Here is an 18,807-nt window from a genome sequence, read left to right as displayed (position 1 = left end):
CTATGCCTCTTTCGCGGTATCCAGTGCGGTCTGAACGGTCTCCAGCAGCTCTCCCCAGCTGACCACGAACTTGTCCAGGCCTTCGGTTTCCAGCTGCTCAACGACGTCGTTGTAGGAGATGCCGAGACCGTCCAGTGCATCAAGGACGGCGTTGGATTCCTCATAGGTGCCGGTGATGGTGTCGCCGGTGACCTCGCCGTGGTCGGCAGTGGCGTTCAGGGTCTTCTCCGGCATGGTGTTGACCGTGTGCGGTGCAACCAGGCCGGTGACGTACAGGGTGTCCGGCAGCGCCGGGTCCTTGACGCCGGTGGAAGCCCAGAGCGGGCGCTGGGCATTGGCTCCGGCCGCTGCCAGGACCTGCCAGCGCTCGGAGGCGAACTGCTCCTCGAAGACCTGGTAGGCCAGGCGGGCGTTGGCCAGGCCGGCCTTGCCCTTCAGTGCCTTGGCTTCATCGGTGCCGGCGGCGTCCAGGCGCTTGTCGATCTCTGCATCCACGCGGGAGACAAAGAAGGATGCCACGGAGTGGATCTTGGACACGTCGTGTCCGTTTTCCTTGGCCTGCTCAATGCCCATCATGTAAGCGTTGATGACCTCGCGGTAGCGCTCCAGCGAGAAGATCAGCGTGACGTTCACGCTGATGCCCGCGGCCAGGGTCGCGGAGATGGCCGGCAGGCCTTCCTTGGTGGCCGGGATCTTGATCAGCACGTTGTAGCGGCCAACCTTGTCGAACAGTTCCTTGGCTTCCCGGATGGTGCCCTCGGTGTCGCGGGACAGACGGGGATCAACTTCGATGGACACGCGGCCGTCCACGCCGTGCGTGGCTTCAGCCACGGGGGCAAAGACATCGCACGCCTGAAGGACATCGTCGGTGGTGATCTCGAAAACGGCCTTGTCCACGTCGGCGCCGGAGCGTGAGAGCTGCTGAACCTGCGCGGCATAGGACTCACCGTTGGCCAGGGCAGCGGCGAAGATGCTCGGGTTCGTGGTGACGCCAACGACGTTCTTGTTTTCGATCAGGTCCTTGAGGGATCCCGAGACGATGCGTTCGCGGGACAGGTCGTCCAGCCAGATGGATACGCCGGCTTCAGAAAGCTGTGCGGTGGGTGTGGAAGTCATAAATTGTCTCCTTGTAACTGAAATTACTTCTGGTCGCCGGTTTCGGTGGACTGCTCGCCTGACGGTGCAGCAGAAGTGCCCGACGGCGGGGTGTCCGTGCCGTTTGCGGCTGCCAGCGAATCGCGTGCTGCTTCGGCAACGGCCTCGGCGGTGATGCCGAACTCGCGGTAGAGGGTCTTGTAGTCGGCGGATGCACCGAAGTGCTCAAGGGAGACGCTGCGTCCGGCATCGCCCACGAGTTCACGCCAGCCCTGGGCAATTCCGGCTTCCACCGAAACGCGGGCCTTAATGTCCTTGGGGATGACCGACTCGCGGTACTGCGCATCCTGCCTGTTGAACCACTCGATGCTGGGCATGGAAACCACCCGGGCCGCGATTCCCTCGGCTGCGAGGGCTTCACGGGCCTCGACGGCCAGCTGAACCTCGGAACCGGTGCCGATCAGGATGACGTCCGGGGTAACAACGGAGCCGTCGCGGACCGCTTCGGCCAGGACGTAGCCGCCGCGGGACACGCCCTCGGCAGAGCCGAAGGACTCAGCAGTGGCGCCGCCGTCGCCGCGCTGGTACGTGGGAATGTTCTGGCGGGTCAGCACGATGCCGGCGGGGTTCTCCGTGTTTTCCAGAATGGTCTTCCAGGCCACGGCCACTTCGTTGGCATCGCCCGGGCGGACCACGTCGAGTCCGGGAATGGCACGCAGCGAAGCGAGCTGTTCCACCGGCTGGTGGGTGGGGCCGTCCTCGCCCAGGCCGATGGAGTCATGCGTCCACACGTAGATGGAGGGCACGCCCATCAGGGCACCCAGGCGGATGGCCGGACGCTGGTAGTCACTGAAGATCAGGAACGTTCCGGAGAAGGCACGGGTGTTGCTGTGCATGGTGATCCCGTTGACGATCGCCGCAGCGGCGTGTTCGCGGATACCGAAGTGCAGGACCCGGCCATACGGGTTGCCGGACCAGGCGTTGGTCTGCTTGCCGGCCGGGATGAAGGACGGGGAGCCCTCGATGGTGGTGTTGTTGGACTCGGCAAGGTCGGCCGAGCCGCCCCACAGTTCGGGCAGTACCGGGCCGATGGCCGAGAGTACCTTGCCGGATGCGGCGCGGGTGGACATGTCCTTGCCGGCCTCAAACTCGGGCAGCGATTTTTCCCAGCCCTCGGGAAGCGTGCCGTTGCTGATGCGCTCCAGGAGAGCGGCGCCGTCGGGGTTCGAAGCCTTCCAGGCCTCAAAGCGCTCCTCCCACTCACGGCGCGCTTCGGAGCCGCGGGAGACGGCCTGGCGTGCATGTTCCAGAACGGCGGGGTCGACGTCGAAGGACTTCTCCGGATCAAAGCCCAGGGCTTCCTTCAGCGCGGCAACTTCATCCTTGCCCAGGGCGGAGCCGTGGATCTTGCCCGTGTTCTGTTTGTTCGGCGACGGCCAGCCGATGATGGTCCGCAGTGAAATGATGGACGGCTTGCTGGTTTCAGCCTTGGCCGCCAGCAGAGCGTTGTACAGCTCGGCAACGTCTTCCACGTATTCGCCGGTCTTGGTCCAGTCCACCCGCTGGGTGTGCCAGCCGTAAGCTTCGTAGCGCTTCAGGACATCTTCGGTGAAGGAGATGTCGGTGTCGTCTTCAATGGAGATGTGGTTCTCGTCGTAGATGACGACCAGGTTGCCGAGCTCCTGGTGGCCGGCCAGCGAGGAGGCCTCAGCCGTGACACCTTCCTGCATGTCGCCGTCGGAGGCGATGACCCATGTGGTGTGGTCGAACGGGCTTTCGCCCTGCGCGGCATCGGCGTCGAGCAGGCCGCGGAGGCGGCGCTGGGCGAACGCGAAGCCTACGGAGGAAGCCAGGCCCTGACCCAGCGGACCCGTGGTGATTTCGACGCCGGCCGTGTGGCGGTACTCGGGGTGGCCCGGGGTCTTGGAACCCCAGGTGCGCAGTGCCTCGAGGTCTCCGATCTCCAGGCCGTAACCCGAAAGGAAGAGCTGGATGTAGAGCGTCAGCGAGGTGTGCCCGGGGGAGAGGATGAAACGGTCCCTGCCGGTCCACTGGGGATCCGAGGGATCGTGGCGCATCAGTTTCTGGAACAGCAGGTACGCTGCCGGCGCCAGGCTCATGGCCGTTCCCGGGTGTCCGTTGCCGACCTTCTCGACGGCGTCCGCGGCCAGGACTCGGGCGGTGTCCACCGCCTTCCGGTCCAGATCTGTCCAGGTCAGTTCTTGCTCTTCCATATGTGGCACGTTTACCGGGCCCCTCTCTCACTACAGTTGACCGGCGCCCAAGACGCCGGAGACTCCTGGTTGCACTGGTTATCCAGCGCAGCCGGTTCCTTAACCACAACAACAGGACGTGGAGTAGAATCCTTACCGCAATCGGGAAAATTCTTTGTTCCCACGGTCCCGCTCGGTGCTGTCCGGCGGCTATTAGGCAGCCGCGGGAAAGGTCCGCTCCAACCTTATCCCGTAGGCGGTGGCAATGGGCGTATCGTTTCTTCCAGTGGGACTTCGGGCCGCTTTATACAGTGCCGCGGGGTACCGCATCGCAGGGCTTCGTTTTCTACAGCCGATAGAGGCTATGATGATGGTGGACTTTTCCGGCCCAGATTGGATGATGTGATCGCCCCGTGACAACGCAGCAAGCCCCCGCCGACCTGCCGGTGTATACCGGCAAGATGACGGCAGGACGTAAGCTCCGGGCCTACGTGGCACTCACCAAGCCCCGGGTCATCGAATTGCTGCTGGTTACAACGCTGCCCACCATGATCTTTGCCGAGCGGGGACTGCCGGGCCTGTGGCTCGTGGTCTTTACCATGGTTGGCGGTGCCCTTGCAGCCGGCAGCGCCGGTGCGTTCAACTGCTACATTGACCGGGACATGGACAAGCTGATGAAGCGGACCAAGAACCGTCCGCTGGTTACCGGCGAAGTGTCCCCGCGCGAGGCTCTCGTGTTCGCCTGGGTCCTGGGCGTTGTTTCCATCGCCCTGCTCTGGTTCGGCGCCAACCCGCTGACCGGCCTCCTGGGCCTGGGCGCGATCCTGCTCTACGTGGTCTTCTACACGCTGATCCTCAAGCGCCGCACCACCCAAAACATTGTGTGGGGCGGCATTGCCGGCTGCATGCCGGTCCTGATCGCCTGGGCCGCGGTCACCAACAAGGTGGAATGGCCTGCGGTCATCCTCTTCCTGATCATTTTCCTGTGGACGCCGCCGCACTACTGGCCGCTGTCCATGAAGTACGGCGAGGACTACCGCAACGCGTCGGTGCCGATGCTCGGTGCCGTTGCCGGAGCCAAGCTGGTCTCGGTGCAGGTTGTCCTCTACGCCTACGCCACGGTGGCCTGCTCGCTCCTGCTCATCCCGGCGGGAGGCGCCGGGTGGGTCTACACCCTGGCAGCTGTGCTGTCCGGTGTCTGGTTCCTGGCCGAGACCCACCGCCTGCACAACCGGGCACAGCATGAGACTGTCACGGACAAGACCGCCATGAAGGTCTTTCACGGCTCCATCAGCTACCTGACCATCCTGTTCCTGGCGCTGGCCATCGACCCGTTTGTGGGCGGCCCGCTGCTGTAGGACCTGTCTAGACGGTCAGTCGCAACAAGACGTACCAGGAAGGGCCGGAGGTTTACGCCTCCGGCCCTTCCTGTGTCTGCCGGCAGTGACGTTCCTGGATCCTGAGCCGTCCCGCGGCAAGCCACTCCGGCCCGCCGAGTGTCCGGCTAAGGCCCTTTCCCTCGGTCGAGTGACCCGTTGATGCCGTTTCCCCGCGGGGATTGCGGCAGGGCCTCTACAGTCGGTCCCAGCCACCCGACGAAAAGGAAAGCAAGAGGCCCCGTTGGACAAAAAACGGGCCGGATTCCGAAGAATCCGGCCCGTTCAGGCTTCGGCGCACATGGCCGAGAAGTCTCTCGGCGCGCGGTTCCCGCCCCGCAGAGGTTTAGCCCCGGCGGGAAGCGGCGGCTCCGGCAGGCCGGGCAGCCGGATCAGTGCCGGGAACCTGCCGCGAGAAGCCGGTGAAGACCACGTGGGCGGCTGCAGCGGTAAGCAGCGAGGCGCCCAGCATGTGCAGTCCCACCAGCACAATCGGCAGGTGCAGGAAGTGCTGGGTGTAACCAATAACGGCCTGGATCAGGACCACAACGGTCAGCAGCAGCAGCGAGGAGCGCAGCCGTCCGTCGGTTGCGTGGCGGTACACCAGGTAGAGGGCCACGGCAAGGGCAAAAACGAGCAGATAGACCGGCACCACGTGCAGGCGGGTCATAAGATCCGGATCCAGCCCGTTGCGGGCCGCTCCGTGGTCTCCGGCGTGCGGTCCGGAGCCGGTAACGACGACGCCGAGCAGCACGGACAGTGCCGACGCAATTCCCAGGGCCCCGAGCAGCGGACGCAGGGAGCGCGTTGCCAGCGGGCCGTTGGTGGTACCCAGCTGATGCGGCGACAGCCAGGCGCGGTTCACGAGGACCGTGGCCAGCACAATGAGGACCATCGAGACGATGAAGTGGCCTCCCACGATCCACGGATTGAGTCCGGTCCACACCGTGATACCGCCCAGCAGTGCCTGGGCGGGGATTCCGGCCAGCAGCGCCACTGACAGTTTGAACAGGTCACGGCGTTCGGCCCGGATTTTCCAAACGCTGAACACCATGCCAAACGCAATGGCAGCCAGCACGAAGGTCAGGAGCCGGTTACCGAACTCGATAATCCCGTGGATGCCCATTTCCGGGGTGGTGGTCAGGGAATCCGGTGTGCAGAGCGGCCATTCCGGGCAGCCCAGCCCGGAGGCTGTCAGGCGCACGGCGCCGCCGGTGACGACGATGCCGATGTTGGCAACCAGTGATGCAACGGCAAGGCCGCGTACCCACTTGTTCGTAGCAGGCAGGTTCTCCGCGGGCGGCGAAGGGACGACGGGCGATGAGGCTCGGCCGGAAGATGTGGATGACACGGAATTCAGCTCCATTTGAACCAGCGGACAGCAGCAAGGCCACCCAGGATTGTCCACGCCAGAAGAATCAGCGTGGCGGGGATATTAAAAGAAGAGTCGATGAGTGCGGAGCGCATGGCTTCACCCAGCGCGGCGGAGGGCAGGATCTCCACGAAGGGCTGCATGATGTCGGGCAAATTGCCGGCGGGGATAATGATGCCGCCCACGGCGGCCAGCAGGATCCACAGCAGGTTGGTGACCGCCAAGGTGGCTTCGGGCCGGGCGGTGCCGGCCACGAGCAGGCCCAGCGCCGTGAAGGCCGCAGCGCCGATCAGCAGTGACACGAGGCCCACCGGGATCCCGGTCCAGGACGGTTCCCAGCCGAGGAACGCGGCGACGATGCTCACGACCACCACTTGGATGGCCAGGACGGCGACGACGGCGATTCCCTTGCCGGCGATGAGTCCGGCCTTGCCCAGCGGGGTGGTGGACAGGAACCGCAGGACGCCGTAGCGGCGGTCAAAGCCGGTGGCGATTCCCTGCCCCGTGAACGCGGTGGACATCGCGCACAGAGCCAGGATTCCCGGCGTCGCCATGTTGACGCGCGAGGTGCCGTAACCGTCCAGGACCGGAGTCACGGACAGGGCGATCAATGCCATCAGCGGCAGGAAGACGGCCAGGATCAGCTGCTCACCGTTGCGAAGCATGGTGATGGCTTCGTAGCGCCCCTGGTTCAGGATGCGTACGGGCAGGGAGGCGGGGGCGCTCATCGGATTTCCCTTCCGGACAGGTCGAGGAAGACGTCTTCCAGGGAACGGGATGCCATATGGATTGCGGACGGAAGGATGCCGCCGTGTGCCCACCATGCGGAGAGTGCCGCAATATCACCGGGCGTGATGGCTCCGCGCACTGTGTAGTGTCCGGGCGGGGATTCCCTGATCACCAGATGGGGGAGACCGACGGCGGCCAGATCCAGTCCCGGTGCGGCGTCGAAGGTCAGGAGCCGCTGGTCGGCCAGTTCGTCGGTCTGCGCCGTGAGTTCGGCCACGGTGCCCTGCGCCACCGTCTTGCCCGCATCAATGATGTAGACGTAGTCGGCGAGCTTCTGAGCGTCGTCCATCAGATGGGTGGTGAGGATAATTCCCAGGCCGTCGTCACGCAGCTCGGAGATGAGGTCAAAGACAATCTGCCGGGACTGCGGATCAAGGCCGGCGCTCGGTTCATCCAGGAACAGTACTTCGGGGCGGCCGATCAGCGCGGCGGCCATCGCCAGCCGCTGCTTCTGCCCGCCGGAGAGCCGGCGGATGTTGGAGTTGGCGAAGCTGCCGATGCCGAGCCGGGTCACCAGCTCATCCACAGGGCGGGGATCCGCGTACATGGAGGCGATGTGGTGCAGGAGGGGGACCGGACGGGCGGACGGGGGGAGGCCGCCGTCCTGCAGCATGACACCCACCCTGCTGCGCAGCTCAGCTCCCGCTCCGTAGGGGTCCTGCCCCAAGAGGCGCACTTCGCCGCCATTGATGGGCTGCAGGCCCTGGGCGCACTCCAAAGTAGTGGTTTTGCCGGCGCCGTTGGCACCGAGCAGGGCAGTGACGGAACCGCGGCGGGCGGAAAAATCGACGCCGGCCAGTACCCGGATCATCTTGCCGTCGAGACCGGCTACCGGGCCGCAGTCCTTGATCAGGCCTTTTATGGTCAGGCAGGGTTCATCGTTGGGCACCGTCATATTCTACGTTAGGTAGTACAGGGCAGTGCACCCGGGCCGGCGATCTCCGGGCCTCGGCAGGCGGTGGGTAGCCTGTCCTTACTGGCAGGCAGGAACAAATTACGTCATGCTTGTGTTGTGTATTCTGTGAGTAACTCTGAGCCGAAGGCAGTCGCCAAGCCGGCAGCAGCCCGCGAAGCGGAGGAACGCACCCGGGACCGTGTCCTGGGCGCGGTGCTGGAGCATGGCCCGGTGAGCGCAGCGGAGCTGGGCGAACGGCTCGGGTTCACCCCCGCAGCAGTCCGCCGGCACCTTGATGCGCTTTCCGCAAAGGGACTGATCGAAGTCAAGCGAGTGAACAATCCCTCGTCGGGTGCAGGGCGGCCGGCGCGCCGGTACGTTCTGAGCAAGCAGGGTCAGGCGTATCTGGGCAACGATTACCTGGACATCGCCACCGAAGCCCTGCGCCAGCTCGGCCTCGCAGCCGGGCCGGAGGCGATAGAGAAGTTCGCCGCCGAACGTTTCGACCGGATGGAAGAACGCTACCGTCCGGTCGTGGAAGCGGCCGGTCCCGCCGTTCAGGATAAGGCCGAAGCATTGGCAGCAGAGCTGACCAAGGACGGGTTTGTCGGCTCGACCACTCTGATCGGGACGGCGAAGCAGCCCAGCACACTGCTCAGCGTCCAGCTGTGCCAGGGGCACTGCCCCATTCAGGGACTGGCGAGTTCCTACACGGTCTTCTGCGACAAGGAAACCGAAGTTTTTGCCCGGCTGCTGGACGTGGATGTCCGTAGACTTTCCACGCTTTCCCGCGGCGGGCATGTTTGTACGACCCACATACCCGTGGGCCGCACCAGGTCCGAGGCGCACGTCCCCGTGCACGCCGAAACCAATAAGTCCACATCCATTCATCAGCAAGAAAGGCCGTGATGACGGATCAAGCAACCCAGAAGTCAACGGCGCCCGCCGCGGTGCCGGATTCTGTGATTTCAGACATCCTGGAGAAAAACCCTGAGCTCGAGGGCATCGGTACCTACGAATACGGATGGGCCGACTCCGACGTCGCGGGTTCAAACGCCCGCCGCGGGCTCAGCGAGGAAGTTGTCCGGGACATCTCGGCAAAGAAGAACGAACCCCAGTGGATGCTGGACCTTCGCCTGAAGGGCCTGAAGTACTTCGACCGGAAGCCCATGCCCACCTGGGGTGCAGACCTCTCCGGCATCGACTTCGACAACATCAAGTACTTCGTGCGCTCCACCGAGAAGCAGGCCAACACCTGGGAAGACCTCCCCGAGGACATCCGCAACACGTATGAGAAGCTCGGCATCCCCGAAGCTGAGCGCGGCCGCCTGGTTTCCGGCGTCGCAGCGCAGTACGAGTCCGAGGTTGTCTACCACCAGCTCCGCGAGGACCTGGAACGCCAGGGCGTCATCTTCCTGGACACCGACACCGCCCTGAAGGAACACCCGGAAATGTTCCAGGAGTACTTCGGCACTGTCATCCCGGTCGGCGACAACAAGTTCGGCTCCCTGAACACGGCCGTGTGGTCCGGCGGCTCCTTCGTCTACGTCCCCAAGGGCGTCCACGTGGAAATCCCGCTGCAGGCCTACTTCCGCATCAACACGGAAAACATGGGCCAGTTTGAGCGCACCCTGATCATTGCGGACGAGGATTCCTACGTCCACTACATCGAGGGCTGCACGGCACCGATCTACACCTCGGACTCGCTGCACTCGGCCGTCGTCGAAATCATCGTGAAGAAGGGCGCCCGCGTCCGCTACACGACCATCCAGAACTGGTCCAACAACGTGTACAACCTGGTGACAAAGCGCGCCATTGCACACGAGGGCGCCACCATGGAGTGGATCGACGGCAACATCGGTTCCAAGGTCACCATGAAGTACCCGGCCGTCTACCTGGTTGGCGAGCATGCCAAGGGTGAGACCCTGTCCATCGCTTTCGCCGGCGAGGGCCAGCACCAGGACACCGGATCCAAGATGGTCCACATTGCACCGAACACCAAGAGCTCCATTATTTCCAAGTCCGTGGCCCGCGGCGGCGGCCGTGCTGCCTACCGCGGCCTGGTCCAGGTCCGCGAAGGCGCCAAGCACTCGGCCAACACCGTGCGCTGCGACGCCCTGCTGGTGGACACCATCTCCCGCTCGGACACGTACCCGTACGTGGACATCCGCGAAGATGACGTCACCATGGGCCACGAAGCCACTGTTTCCCGCGTCAGCGAGGAGCAGCTGTTCTACCTCATGTCCCGCGGCCTTCCCGAGGACGAGGCAATGGCAATGATCGTGCGCGGCTTTATTGAGCCGATTGCGCGTGAACTGCCGATGGAATACGCCCTTGAACTCAACCGCCTCATCGAACTCCAGATGGAAGGAGCCGTCGGTTAATGTCGAAGCTTAACGACGTCGTCGAAAACGTGACCGAAAAGGTCAGCAATGCAGTAGAGGAAGTCAAAGCCAGGATTGGCGCCCCCTCAGGGGACAGCCGTGTCCGGATTGACGGATTCACCGAAGAGGGCGAGAACCTCTCTCCGCTGAATGAATCTTCCTCGGTTCTTGGCGGCGACAGCAGCAAGTCCCACAGCCACGGCGCAGGGGCAGGCATTCCGGACAGCTCACGCGCCGGACGCCTGACCTCCTACAACCGGGCCGACTTCGGCAAACTGACCGGACGTGAAGAGGACTGGCGGTTCACCCCGCTCAAGCGCCTTCGCGGCCTGCACACTGCCGAACTCACGGGCACCGCCCCCGAGGTTGCCGTGGTGGCTCCCGACGGTGTCCGGGTGGAGAACGTCGCCCGCACCGATGCCCGCATCGGGTCCGCCGGCATCCCCGAGGATCTGGTGGCAGCAGCAGCTTGGGAAGCCTTCACCGAGGCCACCGCTGTGACCATCCCCGCCGAGACCGTCGTTGACGGCAGCGTCACGCTGACCATGACCGGTGCCGGCAAGGACCCCGCAGCCCAGCACGTGGTCATTACCGCGGAGAAGTTCTCCAAGGCAGTGGTCGTGCTTGACCACAAGGGATCGGCAACGCTGTCCCAGAACGTGGAAATCGTCGTCGAAGACGGTGCTGAACTGACCGTTGTGTCGGTTCAGGACTGGGATGACGACGCCGTTCACGCTTCTGCGCAGTACGCCCGGATTGGACGTGACGCGAAGTTCAAGCACGTCGTCATCAGCCTCGGCGGTGACTTGGTGCGTGTCACTCCGTCCTCAAAGTTCACTGCCACCGGCGGCGATGTCCAGATGTTCGGCCTGTACTACGCCGACGCCGGCCAGCACCTGGAACAGCGGCTGTTCGTGGACCACGCAGTGCCGAACTGCAAGTCCCGCGTCATGTACAAGGGCGCCCTGCAGGGCCGCGATGCGCACACCGTCTGGGTGGGTGACGTCCTGATCCGCAAGGAGGCAGAAGGCACCGACACATACGAGGTCAACCGCAACCTGCTGCTCACCGACGGCGGCCGCGCGGACTCCGTACCGAACCTGGAAATCGAAACCGGCCTGATCGAGGGCGCCGGCCATGCCAGCGCCACCGGCCGTTTCGATGACGAGCACCTGTTCTACCTGATGGCCCGCGGCATCCCCGAGGATGTTGCCCGCCGCCTGGTGGTTCGCGGGTTCCTCAACGAGATCATCCAGCAGATCAAGGTTCCGGCACTGGAAGAGCGCCTCACCGAGGCCGTCGAGCGCGAGCTCGCAGCAGTCGAGAGCTAGCACCCGGTTCCCCGAAAGCCGTGCGGCTCCCGGGGAACCGAAGCTGCACCCACACTTTTTGAAGCTTAAATACGCACCAGAGCGTGCAAAGGAGAAAGCGTAACTCGTATGTCTACTCTTGAGATCAAGGATCTTCACGTCAGCATTGAGACCGAACAGGGTGTCAAGAAGCAGATCCTGAAGGGCGTCAGCCTGACCATCAACACCGGTGAGACGCACGCCATCATGGGCCCCAACGGCTCCGGCAAGTCCACCCTGGCCTCCACCATTGCCGGGCACCCCCGCTACATCGTGGACAGCGGCTCCATCACGCTCGACGGCGAAGATGTCCTGTCCATGAGCGTGGACGAGCGCGCCCGCGCCGGCCTGTTCCTGGCCATGCAGTACCCGGTAGAGGTTCCCGGCGTCACCATGACCAACTTCCTGCGCACCGCCAAGACCGCGCTCGACGGCGAAGCACCCTCCCTGCGCCACTGGACCAAGGACGTCAAGGCTGCCATGAGCCAGCTGCGCATCGACGCCGACTTTGCGTCGCGCAACGTCAACGAAGGCTTCTCCGGCGGTGAGAAGAAGCGCGTCGAGATCCTCCAGCTCGAGCTCTTCCGCCCGAAGTTCGCCATCCTCGACGAGACGGACTCCGGCCTGGACGTTGACGCCCTGAAGGTTGTCTCCGAAGGCGTCAACCGCGAACACTCCAAGGGCGAAATGGGCACGCTGCTCATCACGCACTACACGCGGATCCTGCGCTACATCAAGCCGGACTTCGTCCACGTCTTCGTTGACGGCCGGATTGCCGAGCAGGGCGGCCCGGAACTGGCCGACCGTTTGGAAGAAGAAGGCTACGACCGCTTCACCGGCGCCAACGCCACGGCGGCCACCGCCACTGCCAACGCCCTGAAGGCCTAGGCACCACCCTGACCGATACAACTGCACAGGAGCAGATGATGAGTGAGCCGAACCTGGCCCAGACGTCCCTGGAGGACATCGAAGAGGCCCTGAAGGACGTCATCGACCCCGAGCTGGGCGTGAACGTCGTTGACCTGGGGCTGCTCTACGGCCTGCGGTACGCGGACGACGGCGCCCTACTGATCGACATGACGCTGACCACCGCGGCCTGCCCGCTCACCGATGTCATCGAAGAGCAGGTTGGCCAGGCACTGGACGGCGTTGTGGACGACTGGCGGCTGAGCTGGGTCTGGATGCCGCCGTGGGGTCCCGAGAAGATCACGGACGACGGCCGCGACCAGATGCGCGCGCTGGGCTTCAACATCTAGAGAACTGCGCCAAAGAGCAGGGCCGCTTTCCCGGGGACGGGGGAGCGGCCCTGCTCTTTTTTGCGGCCCGGGGATGCTAGCGTCTGCGCCAGAGGACAAACGCGACAATCCGCCAGGGGACCACATGAACACTGCTCCGCATTTTCACGACGACTACATGGCAGCCTGGAACGAGGCAATGGCTTCCGGGGACAGCGGACCCATCGAGTCATTTCTGGCACCGGATTACCACGGCTGGCTGGGACACGCTGCGGCCACGGCTCATCCGTTTGACGGCGAAGCGGCGCGGAAGGGTTTCCGGGACACCGTTTCCGGGATGCGCGGCAGCACCGTGCATGCGGGGTTCCGGACCATAGCTTCCCGGGGACCGGATGAGGCCGTCGTCTGCTATGAAATGACCTACCGCAGCGGCAGCGCGGTCACCGGCAGGGCCCTGCTAATGGAATCCTGGGAGCGGACGGACGATCGGTGGACGCTCCGCCGGGACTTTACTGAGGTCAATATCGGAGACCCGGCCGGGCAGCCGTGACACCCTTGTCCCGCTCCGGAACCTGGTATTTGTTCGACTACGGCATGGTCATATCCACCGAGCCGGAGCCGGGAGACTGGGCTGCGCTGGAACGGGAAACCGGGCTGCAGCAGCTGGCGCCGGCTTCGAGTTCTTACTGGGCGTACCGGGAGGATTACGACGCCGGCACCCATACTCCCGCGCAATACTGGGCCCGGGTGCTGGGCACAGCGGTGAGCGCAGAACAGCTCAGGGTGCTGGAGGACCTGGACGCCGCCCAGTGGTCTCACCTGAATGCGGACACCATGGCCGTGCTGGAGACCCTGTCGAGCGAAGGCGCGCAGCTGGCGCTGCTCTCCAACATGCCGGCCGGGATGTCCGCCCGGTACCTTCGGGAAGCGGCGTGGCCTGCCCACTTCGCGCACACCTTTTTCAGCGGACCGCTGGGAATGATCAAGCCTGACCGCCGGATCTTCGCGCATGTCCTGGACAAGCTGGGAGCGGCCCCGGCGGACGTTGTCTTCATTGATGACAACGTCCGCAACATCGAGGCGGCCCGGGCGCTGGGTCTGCACACGGTGCGTTTCAACCCCGGAACCGACCTGCGGCAGGAACTGGCCCGGTTCCGTGAAAGGTCCAACCGAAGAGACGGCTAGGGGTTGTCCAGATCCGGGGCGCTGAACGTGTCGCAGGAGGCGATGCTGCCGCCGTCGTAACCCTGCATGAACCAGGCCTGCCGCTGGTCGCCGGAGCCGTGCGTCCAGCTCTCCGGATTCACCTGGCCGGTGGCCTTGGACTGGATCCGGTCATCGCCGATGGCGGAGGCGGCAGAGAGCGCGTCCTGCACATCCGTTGCCGTCAGCTCCGCCAGGAAGGGCTCGGTGCTGCCCGGGGCCGGCACCGAAGCGGCATTGCCCGCCCACAGCCCCGCATAGCAGTCCGCCTGCAGCTCGGTCCGCACCGCGGCAGAATCAGCACCGCGCGGATCGGATGCCGAGGCGCCCAGGACGCCGGTCAGGTTCTGGATGTGGTGCCCAAACTCATGGGCCACCACGTACTCCTGCGCCAGCGGGCCGCCGGAGGCACCATACTGAGCCACGAGTTCGTCGAAGAATGCAGTGTCATAGTAGGTCTGCTCATCAGCGGGGCAGTAGAAGGGGCCCACTGCGCTGGTCGCGGACCCGCACCCGGTGTCGGTGCGTCCGCTAAAGAGCGCAACACCCGGTTCGGAGTAGGAAAGCCCCTCCGCAGCCAGGGCCGGACCCCAGAAGCTGTCCAGGCTCTCGGCTGTTCCCACAATCCGGCAGTCGAGGCGTTCGTTCGCGTCGGCTCCGTCCAGGCATTCGGAGATGCTCTCGGAATAACCGGAGCCCGCTCCGGCGGGGCTGCCGCCGTCGCTGAGGCCGAGACCGTCCACCACATCCGAGCCGAAGATCAGCGACAGGATGAGGATGAGTCCTCCGCCGAGCCCGCCGCCTACAGCAATACCTTTGCCTTTGCCCCGCCGGTCGCTGACACGGGAGGAGTCCAATCGTGCATTTTCGTTAAAACTCATGCTCCGATTATCCCCGACCCTCAGCATGCTTGCGTTCAGGCACCGGAGGATCGGCTGCCTCCCCGATGCCGCGGGCGGCCAGGGCGTCGCCTGTTTGCTGGGCGTAGGCAACGGCCCTGATCACCACGGGAACGGTGAGGGCACGCGGGTTGCGCTCCAGGCCGCGCGCCATGGCAGAGTGGCGAACATCCCGGGCCGAGCCAAGCAGGAACGGAATACTGCGCAGCATGAGGGCCAGCGTCAGTCCGAAACGCTCCGGATCTGCTCCAAGGAAGCGGAACGGCCCCGCCAGCGCCACGAGTCCGTCCAGAAGGTCCTGCAGGGGAGTGGTGAGGGTCAACAGCCGGGCGGCAGCCACGCAGGCCACAATGTTTCCCACCACCAGCAGTGCCGCGGCGGCACCGTTGGACCACACTTGGAAAGCGCCCAGCAGCAGCAGGACCGGCCACATCAGCTTCAGGGGACGCCACGATTCCGGGAGCAGCCGCGCCGCGGCATACGCTCCGAGGACCAGCAGGAGAGCCGCCCCCAGCACCGGCAGCGAACGAAAGGCGAGCACAACCGCGGACAGCACGACGACGGCGGCAGCCTTCAGGCCCAGCGGCGCCCGGTGCACGGGGGAGCGTCCGGCCCGGTAGGCGCCGAGCAGGTGAGCCGAACCCCTCACTGCGGCCTCCTCACGGCGTGCCCCGCACGGCCGGTCCGCTGCCGGAACCCAGCGCCAGCGCACGGTAGGCGGCCAGCGCAGGCCCGGGGGCGCCGTCGAACACGATCCTGCCGTCCTCAACTACCAGGATCCGTTCCGCATCTGCGGCGAAGTCCAGGTCATGGGTTGTGTAGATGATCTGCTGCGGCAACCCGGAAAGGATCCGGCGGAGCGCGGCGGTATTGCGCAGGTCCAGCAGCGTGCTGGGTTCATCAGCTATCAGGACATCCGGTTCAACGGCCAGCACTGACGCCAGCGCCATGAGCTGGCGTTCCCCGCCGGAGAGGTCATAGATGCTCCGGTCCGCCAGGCCCAGCAGTCCGAAGGCGGCCAACCTGTCTTCTGCCGCAGCTCGCCGCTCCGACCGCTTACGGATGGACGCGCGCAGCGAGAGTTCGACGTCGTCGCGCCCTGTTGGCATGACCAGCTGGGAGAGGGGATCCGTGAAAACAAACCCCACCCGCCGGCGGACCCGGCTGCCCTGGCACACCGTATCCAGGCCGTCCACGGTTACCGTCCCGGTGTCCGGAGTCAGCAGTCCGTTGAGCAGTTTCAGAAGAGTCGATTTTCCGGAGCCGTTGGCGCCGATGACGGCGATCCGGGACTCGTCCAGATCCAGGTTCACGGGGTGCAGGATCGGACCGGGGGTGCTGGCGGCAGCAGGGTCGCCGGTGTTGGGTGTGGACGACGGGTCGGGGGAGCGGAGCACTGAAACGTCCCGCAGGCGGATCTGAACCATCAGCGGCTCTTTGTTGCCAGTCGGGGGAAGGCCGTGAAGACACTGACTCCCACGGCTGCCGCGAGCAGGTTCTTGAGCACATCGCCGGGCCAGAAAGCTATGTCAGCGGCCAGTGCCGCCGGGAATCCGAGCTTCGCATTGAGCATCAGGCCGGCGATGCCCAACGGGTGCACACAGATGAAACTGGCGGCCATGGCGGAGGCGAAAAGGAGTGGAAAACGCGCCCGGCGGCTACGGCGCAGGGCAGCCCGGGACAGCAGTCCCACTACGAAGGCTGCGGGCACAAAGGCCAGCAGGTACCCGGCGGAGGGGCCGGCCAGCACGCCCAGGCCGCCGCTGAAGCCGCTGAAGACGGGCAATCCGGCCAGGCCGGCGGCCAGGAACAAGGCAACGGCAGCAGCTCCGCGGGCAGGTCCCAGAATGATGCCGGCGAGCATAACGGCCAGTGTCTGGAGGGTAATGGGAACCCCGGCGCCCAGGGGTACTCCGGGAAGCAGCGAGAACGAGGCGACCAGCGCAGCAAAAACGGCAATAAGGGACAGGTCCGCAGTATTCCAGGGGCGGCGGGGGAGCCGCCCCCGCCGGGAAGGTGCCACAGCATCAGCGGAGGAAGTGCTCATCTGGTCTCGTTTCGTAGGACGTCTACAAGTGGGTTCGGCGTTATGCCTCGGCATCGCCGCATCCCTGTTGACCCTAACCGCGCGGCGCTGTAATTCCTTTGGAGGTTTTCTACAAAGTGTCGATCGGCGGTAGACTGGAAAGGCTGCGATCGCAGCACGAGTACTATCCCCGAACCCCCTCGAAAGGTCCACTGAGTGATTTCCGTATCTAATCTCGAGCTCCGTGCCGGCGCACGTTTGCTCATGGAAGCGGTTTCATTCCGTGTGGACAAAGGCGACAAGATCGGATTGGTGGGCCGCAACGGCGCGGGCAAAACCACTCTGACCAAGGTTCTCGCAGGGGAAGCGCTGCCGGCAGCAGGGCATGTGAAGCGTTCCGGCGAGATTGGCTACCTGCCCCAGGATCCGCGCACGCCGGACATGGAACAGCTCGGGCGGGACCGTATCCTGTCCGCCCGCGGGCTGGACAAGGTCTCCGCACAGTTGAAGAAGTGCCAGGATGAAATGGCCAGCGATGACCCCAAAATCTCGCAGAAGGCCATGAACCGCTATGACCGGCTGGAGGCCGAGTTCCTTTCCGCCGGCGGATATGCCGCGGAGTCTGAAGCGGCAACCATCACCGCCAACCTTGCCCTGCCGGACCGGTTGCTGAACCAGCCCCTGAGCACCCTTTCCGGTGGCCAGCGCCGCCGCGTGGAGCTGGCCCGGATCCTGTATTCGGATGCCGAAACCATGCTCCTCGATGAGCCCACCAACCACCTCGATGCCGACTCCATCTCCTGGCTGCGTGAGTTCCTGAAGAACCACACCGGCGGGTTGATCGTGATCAGCCACGACACCGCGCTGCTGGAAGCAACGGTCAACAAGGTCTTCAGCCTGGATGCCAACCGCGCCACGATCGATATCTACAACATGGACTGGAAGCGCTACAAGATCCAGCGCGAAACGGATGAGCGCGCCCGTAAGCGTGAGCGCGCCAACACCGAGAAGAAGGCCGGCATCCTGCTGGCCCAGGCCAACAAGATGAAGGCCCGCGCCTCGGGTGCATCCGCCGCGCAGAGCATGCTTAAGCGCGTGGACCGCCTCATGGGCGGACTCGACGCCGTCCGCGCCACGGACCGCGTAGCCGCCCTGCGTTTCCCGGACCCGGCACCGTGCGGCAAGACGCCCATGATGGCCGAAGGCCTGAGCAAGAGCTACGGTTCGCTGGAGATCTTTACCGACGTGGATCTGGCCATCGACCGCGGATCCAAGGTGGTCATCCTGGGCCTGAACGGTGCGGGTAAGACAACGCTGCTGCGCATGCTTGCCGGTGTCGACACTCCGGACACCGGAAAGATCATCCCGGGCCACGGTCTGAAGGTGGGCTATTACGCCCAGGAGCACGAAACCCTGGATACGGAACGGACCGTGCTGGAGAACATGCGCTCCTCCGCGCCGGACATGGATGATGCCGAAGTGCGCAGCGTGCTGGGTTCCTTCATGTTCAGCGGCGACGACGTCGACAAGAAGGCCGGCGTGCTCTCCGGTGGTGAAAAAACCCGCCTCGCGCTGGCCACCATTGTTGCTTCGTCTGCCAATGTCCTGCTGCTCGACGAGCCCACCAACAACCTTGACCCCGCCTCCCGCGCGGAGATCCTCGGTGCCCTGAGCAGCTATTCAGGCGCTGTGGTGATGGTGAGCCACGATGAGGGTGCCGTGGCGGCGCTTAATCCAGAGCGTGTTGTCCTGCTGCCGGACGGCGACGAGGACCACTGGAACGAAGACTATCTGGACCTGGTGACGCTGGCCTAAGGCGGCCGGACTTCGCGGCGCCAAGCAGAAACGGCTCCGCCAATCCGGATGAAGGCCCCCCGTGCGCACGGCGCGTGGGGGGCCTTCGCTTTTTGTGCCCTATGGTCCCATCCTCGTGAAGACAAGTATCCATTGCCATAAAGAGATATAAGAATT

At 64.7% G+C, this 18,807-nt stretch carries 18 protein-coding genes; 9 read left to right on the top strand and 9 right to left on the bottom strand.

The features are described 5' to 3' along the window. A complete protein-coding gene (tal, locus tag CXQ89_RS09835; RefSeq protein ID WP_104161121.1) occupies positions 1–1,116 on the bottom strand; it encodes a transaldolase in 1,116 nt (371 codons plus the stop codon). A 23-nt stretch (positions 1,117–1,139) separates the two neighbouring features. Continuing rightward, on the bottom strand, positions 1,140–3,329 hold the full coding sequence (gene tkt, locus CXQ89_RS09830) for a transketolase (protein WP_104161120.1): 2,190 nt from the start codon (positions 3,327–3,329) through the stop codon (positions 1,140–1,142). A gap of 440 nt (positions 3,330–3,769) precedes the next feature. On the opposite strand from tkt, the gene CXQ89_RS09825 reads away from it, so the two are divergent. Then, positions 3,770–4,666, top strand: a complete 897-nt coding sequence (locus tag CXQ89_RS09825; RefSeq protein ID WP_104104088.1) for a heme o synthase — start codon at positions 3,770–3,772, stop codon at positions 4,664–4,666. 364 nt (positions 4,667–5,030) lie between these two features. Here the strand turns inward: CXQ89_RS09825 and CXQ89_RS09820 are convergent, their stop codons facing one another. Genes CXQ89_RS09820 through CXQ89_RS09810 form a run of 3 tightly spaced genes read right to left on the bottom strand, consistent with a single transcriptional unit; the run spans position 5,031 to position 7,740 of the window. Further along, positions 5,031–6,035, bottom strand: coding sequence for a heme A synthase (locus CXQ89_RS09820; protein ID WP_258060022.1), 1,005 nt, complete (start codon positions 6,033–6,035; stop codon positions 5,031–5,033). A gap of 5 nt (positions 6,036–6,040) precedes the next feature. Continuing rightward, entirely contained in the window at positions 6,041–6,784 is a 744-nt protein-coding gene (locus tag CXQ89_RS09815; RefSeq protein WP_104161118.1) for an ABC transporter permease, read from the bottom strand. Beyond that, positions 6,781–7,740 (bottom strand): ABC transporter ATP-binding protein, encoded by a 960-nt coding sequence (locus CXQ89_RS09810; RefSeq protein ID WP_104161117.1) that lies wholly within the window; start codon positions 7,738–7,740, stop codon positions 6,781–6,783. Before CXQ89_RS09810 ends, CXQ89_RS09815 begins: the two co-directional genes overlap by 4 nt. Before the next feature lie 117 nt (positions 7,741–7,857). On the opposite strand from CXQ89_RS09810, the gene CXQ89_RS09805 reads away from it, so the two are divergent. The 7 genes from CXQ89_RS09805 (at position 7,858) to CXQ89_RS09775 (ending at position 13,893) form a co-directional block, all read left to right on the top strand. Beyond that, positions 7,858–8,649, top strand: a complete 792-nt coding sequence (locus tag CXQ89_RS09805; RefSeq protein WP_181032285.1) for a metalloregulator ArsR/SmtB family transcription factor — start codon at positions 7,858–7,860, stop codon at positions 8,647–8,649. After that, positions 8,649–10,124, top strand: a complete 1,476-nt coding sequence (gene sufB, locus CXQ89_RS09800) for a Fe-S cluster assembly protein SufB (RefSeq protein WP_104054204.1) — start codon at positions 8,649–8,651, stop codon at positions 10,122–10,124. Before CXQ89_RS09805 ends, sufB begins: the two co-directional genes overlap by 1 nt. After that, on the top strand, positions 10,124–11,455 hold the full coding sequence (sufD, locus tag CXQ89_RS09795) for a Fe-S cluster assembly protein SufD (RefSeq protein ID WP_104054205.1): 1,332 nt from the start codon (positions 10,124–10,126) through the stop codon (positions 11,453–11,455). The genes sufB and sufD overlap by 1 nt, the downstream gene beginning before the upstream one ends. A 108-nt stretch (positions 11,456–11,563) precedes the next feature. Next, positions 11,564–12,361: a Fe-S cluster assembly ATPase SufC gene (sufC, locus tag CXQ89_RS09790; RefSeq protein ID WP_104054206.1), complete on the top strand. Its 798-nt coding sequence runs from the start codon at positions 11,564–11,566 to the stop codon at positions 12,359–12,361. A gap of 38 nt (positions 12,362–12,399) precedes the next feature. After that, positions 12,400–12,729: a metal-sulfur cluster assembly factor gene (locus CXQ89_RS09785; protein WP_104054819.1), complete on the top strand. Its 330-nt coding sequence runs from the start codon at positions 12,400–12,402 to the stop codon at positions 12,727–12,729. Between the two features lie 124 nt (positions 12,730–12,853). Further along, a complete protein-coding gene (locus CXQ89_RS09780) occupies positions 12,854–13,258 on the top strand; it encodes a nuclear transport factor 2 family protein (RefSeq protein ID WP_181032284.1) in 405 nt (134 codons plus the stop codon). After that, complete coding sequence (locus tag CXQ89_RS09775) at positions 13,255–13,893, top strand: HAD family phosphatase (RefSeq protein ID WP_258060021.1); 639 nt, start codon at positions 13,255–13,257, stop codon at positions 13,891–13,893. Before CXQ89_RS09780 ends, CXQ89_RS09775 begins: the two co-directional genes overlap by 4 nt. Here the strand turns inward: CXQ89_RS09775 and CXQ89_RS09770 are convergent. From CXQ89_RS09770 to CXQ89_RS09755, 4 genes are read right to left on the bottom strand one after another with little or no spacing between them, the layout of a single operon-like run. Further along, positions 13,890–14,792, bottom strand: coding sequence for a neutral zinc metallopeptidase (locus CXQ89_RS09770; RefSeq protein ID WP_104161115.1), 903 nt, complete (start codon positions 14,790–14,792; stop codon positions 13,890–13,892). The two genes, CXQ89_RS09775 and CXQ89_RS09770, sit on opposite strands and share 4 nt — an antisense overlap. A 7-nt stretch (positions 14,793–14,799) precedes the next feature. Then, positions 14,800–15,459: an energy-coupling factor transporter transmembrane component T gene (locus CXQ89_RS09765; protein ID WP_104161114.1), complete on the bottom strand. Its 660-nt coding sequence runs from the start codon at positions 15,457–15,459 to the stop codon at positions 14,800–14,802. 10 nt (positions 15,460–15,469) lie between these two features. Then, the gene (locus tag CXQ89_RS09760; protein ID WP_104161113.1) at positions 15,470–16,237 is read right to left on the bottom strand and encodes an energy-coupling factor ABC transporter ATP-binding protein; all 768 of its coding nucleotides are present in this window, start codon (positions 16,235–16,237) and stop codon (positions 15,470–15,472) included. Continuing rightward, positions 16,237–16,857, bottom strand: a complete 621-nt coding sequence (locus tag CXQ89_RS09755; protein ID WP_104161112.1) for a biotin transporter BioY — start codon at positions 16,855–16,857, stop codon at positions 16,237–16,239. Before CXQ89_RS09755 ends, CXQ89_RS09760 begins: the two co-directional genes overlap by 1 nt. Before the next feature lie 195 nt (positions 16,858–17,052). Between CXQ89_RS09755 and CXQ89_RS09750 the strand changes: the two genes are divergently transcribed. Continuing rightward, on the top strand, positions 17,053–18,651 hold the full coding sequence (locus tag CXQ89_RS09750; protein WP_104161111.1) for an ABC-F family ATP-binding cassette domain-containing protein: 1,599 nt from the start codon (positions 17,053–17,055) through the stop codon (positions 18,649–18,651). The last annotated feature ends 156 nt before the right edge of the window (positions 18,652–18,807 follow it).

It is taken from the genome of Arthrobacter sp. ZGTC212 (assembly GCF_002929255.1).
GTDB lineage: Bacteria > Actinomycetota > Actinomycetes > Actinomycetales > Micrococcaceae > Arthrobacter_B > Arthrobacter_B sunyaminii.
Note: the sequence above shows the minus strand (reverse complement) of the source record. Positions and strands in the feature narration are given on the sequence as shown.

Coding starts and splice junctions, on each gene's coding strand:
- sufB (WP_104054204.1), top strand. CDS start 8,649: ATGACGGATCAAGCAACCCAGAAGTCAACGGCGCCCGCCGCGGTGCCG.
- CXQ89_RS09770 (WP_104161115.1), bottom strand. CDS start 14,792: ATGAGTTTTAACGAAAATGCACGATTGGACTCCTCCCGTGTCAGCGAC.
- sufD (WP_104054205.1), top strand. CDS start 10,124: ATGTCGAAGCTTAACGACGTCGTCGAAAACGTGACCGAAAAGGTCAGC.
- CXQ89_RS09785 (WP_104054819.1), top strand. CDS start 12,400: ATGAGTGAGCCGAACCTGGCCCAGACGTCCCTGGAGGACATCGAAGAG.
- sufC (WP_104054206.1), top strand. CDS start 11,564: ATGTCTACTCTTGAGATCAAGGATCTTCACGTCAGCATTGAGACCGAA.
- CXQ89_RS09780 (WP_181032284.1), top strand. CDS start 12,854: ATGAACACTGCTCCGCATTTTCACGACGACTACATGGCAGCCTGGAAC.
- CXQ89_RS09760 (WP_104161113.1), bottom strand. CDS start 16,237: ATGGTTCAGATCCGCCTGCGGGACGTTTCAGTGCTCCGCTCCCCCGAC.
- tkt (WP_104161120.1), bottom strand. CDS start 3,329: ATGGAAGAGCAAGAACTGACCTGGACAGATCTGGACCGGAAGGCGGTG.
- CXQ89_RS09825 (WP_104104088.1), top strand. CDS start 3,770: ATGACGGCAGGACGTAAGCTCCGGGCCTACGTGGCACTCACCAAGCCC.
- CXQ89_RS09755 (WP_104161112.1), bottom strand. CDS start 16,857: ATGAGCACTTCCTCCGCTGATGCTGTGGCACCTTCCCGGCGGGGGCGG.
- CXQ89_RS09810 (WP_104161117.1), bottom strand. CDS start 7,740: ATGACGGTGCCCAACGATGAACCCTGCCTGACCATAAAAGGCCTGATC.
- CXQ89_RS09815 (WP_104161118.1), bottom strand. CDS start 6,784: ATGAGCGCCCCCGCCTCCCTGCCCGTACGCATCCTGAACCAGGGGCGC.
- tal (WP_104161121.1), bottom strand. CDS start 1,116: ATGACTTCCACACCCACCGCACAGCTTTCTGAAGCCGGCGTATCCATC.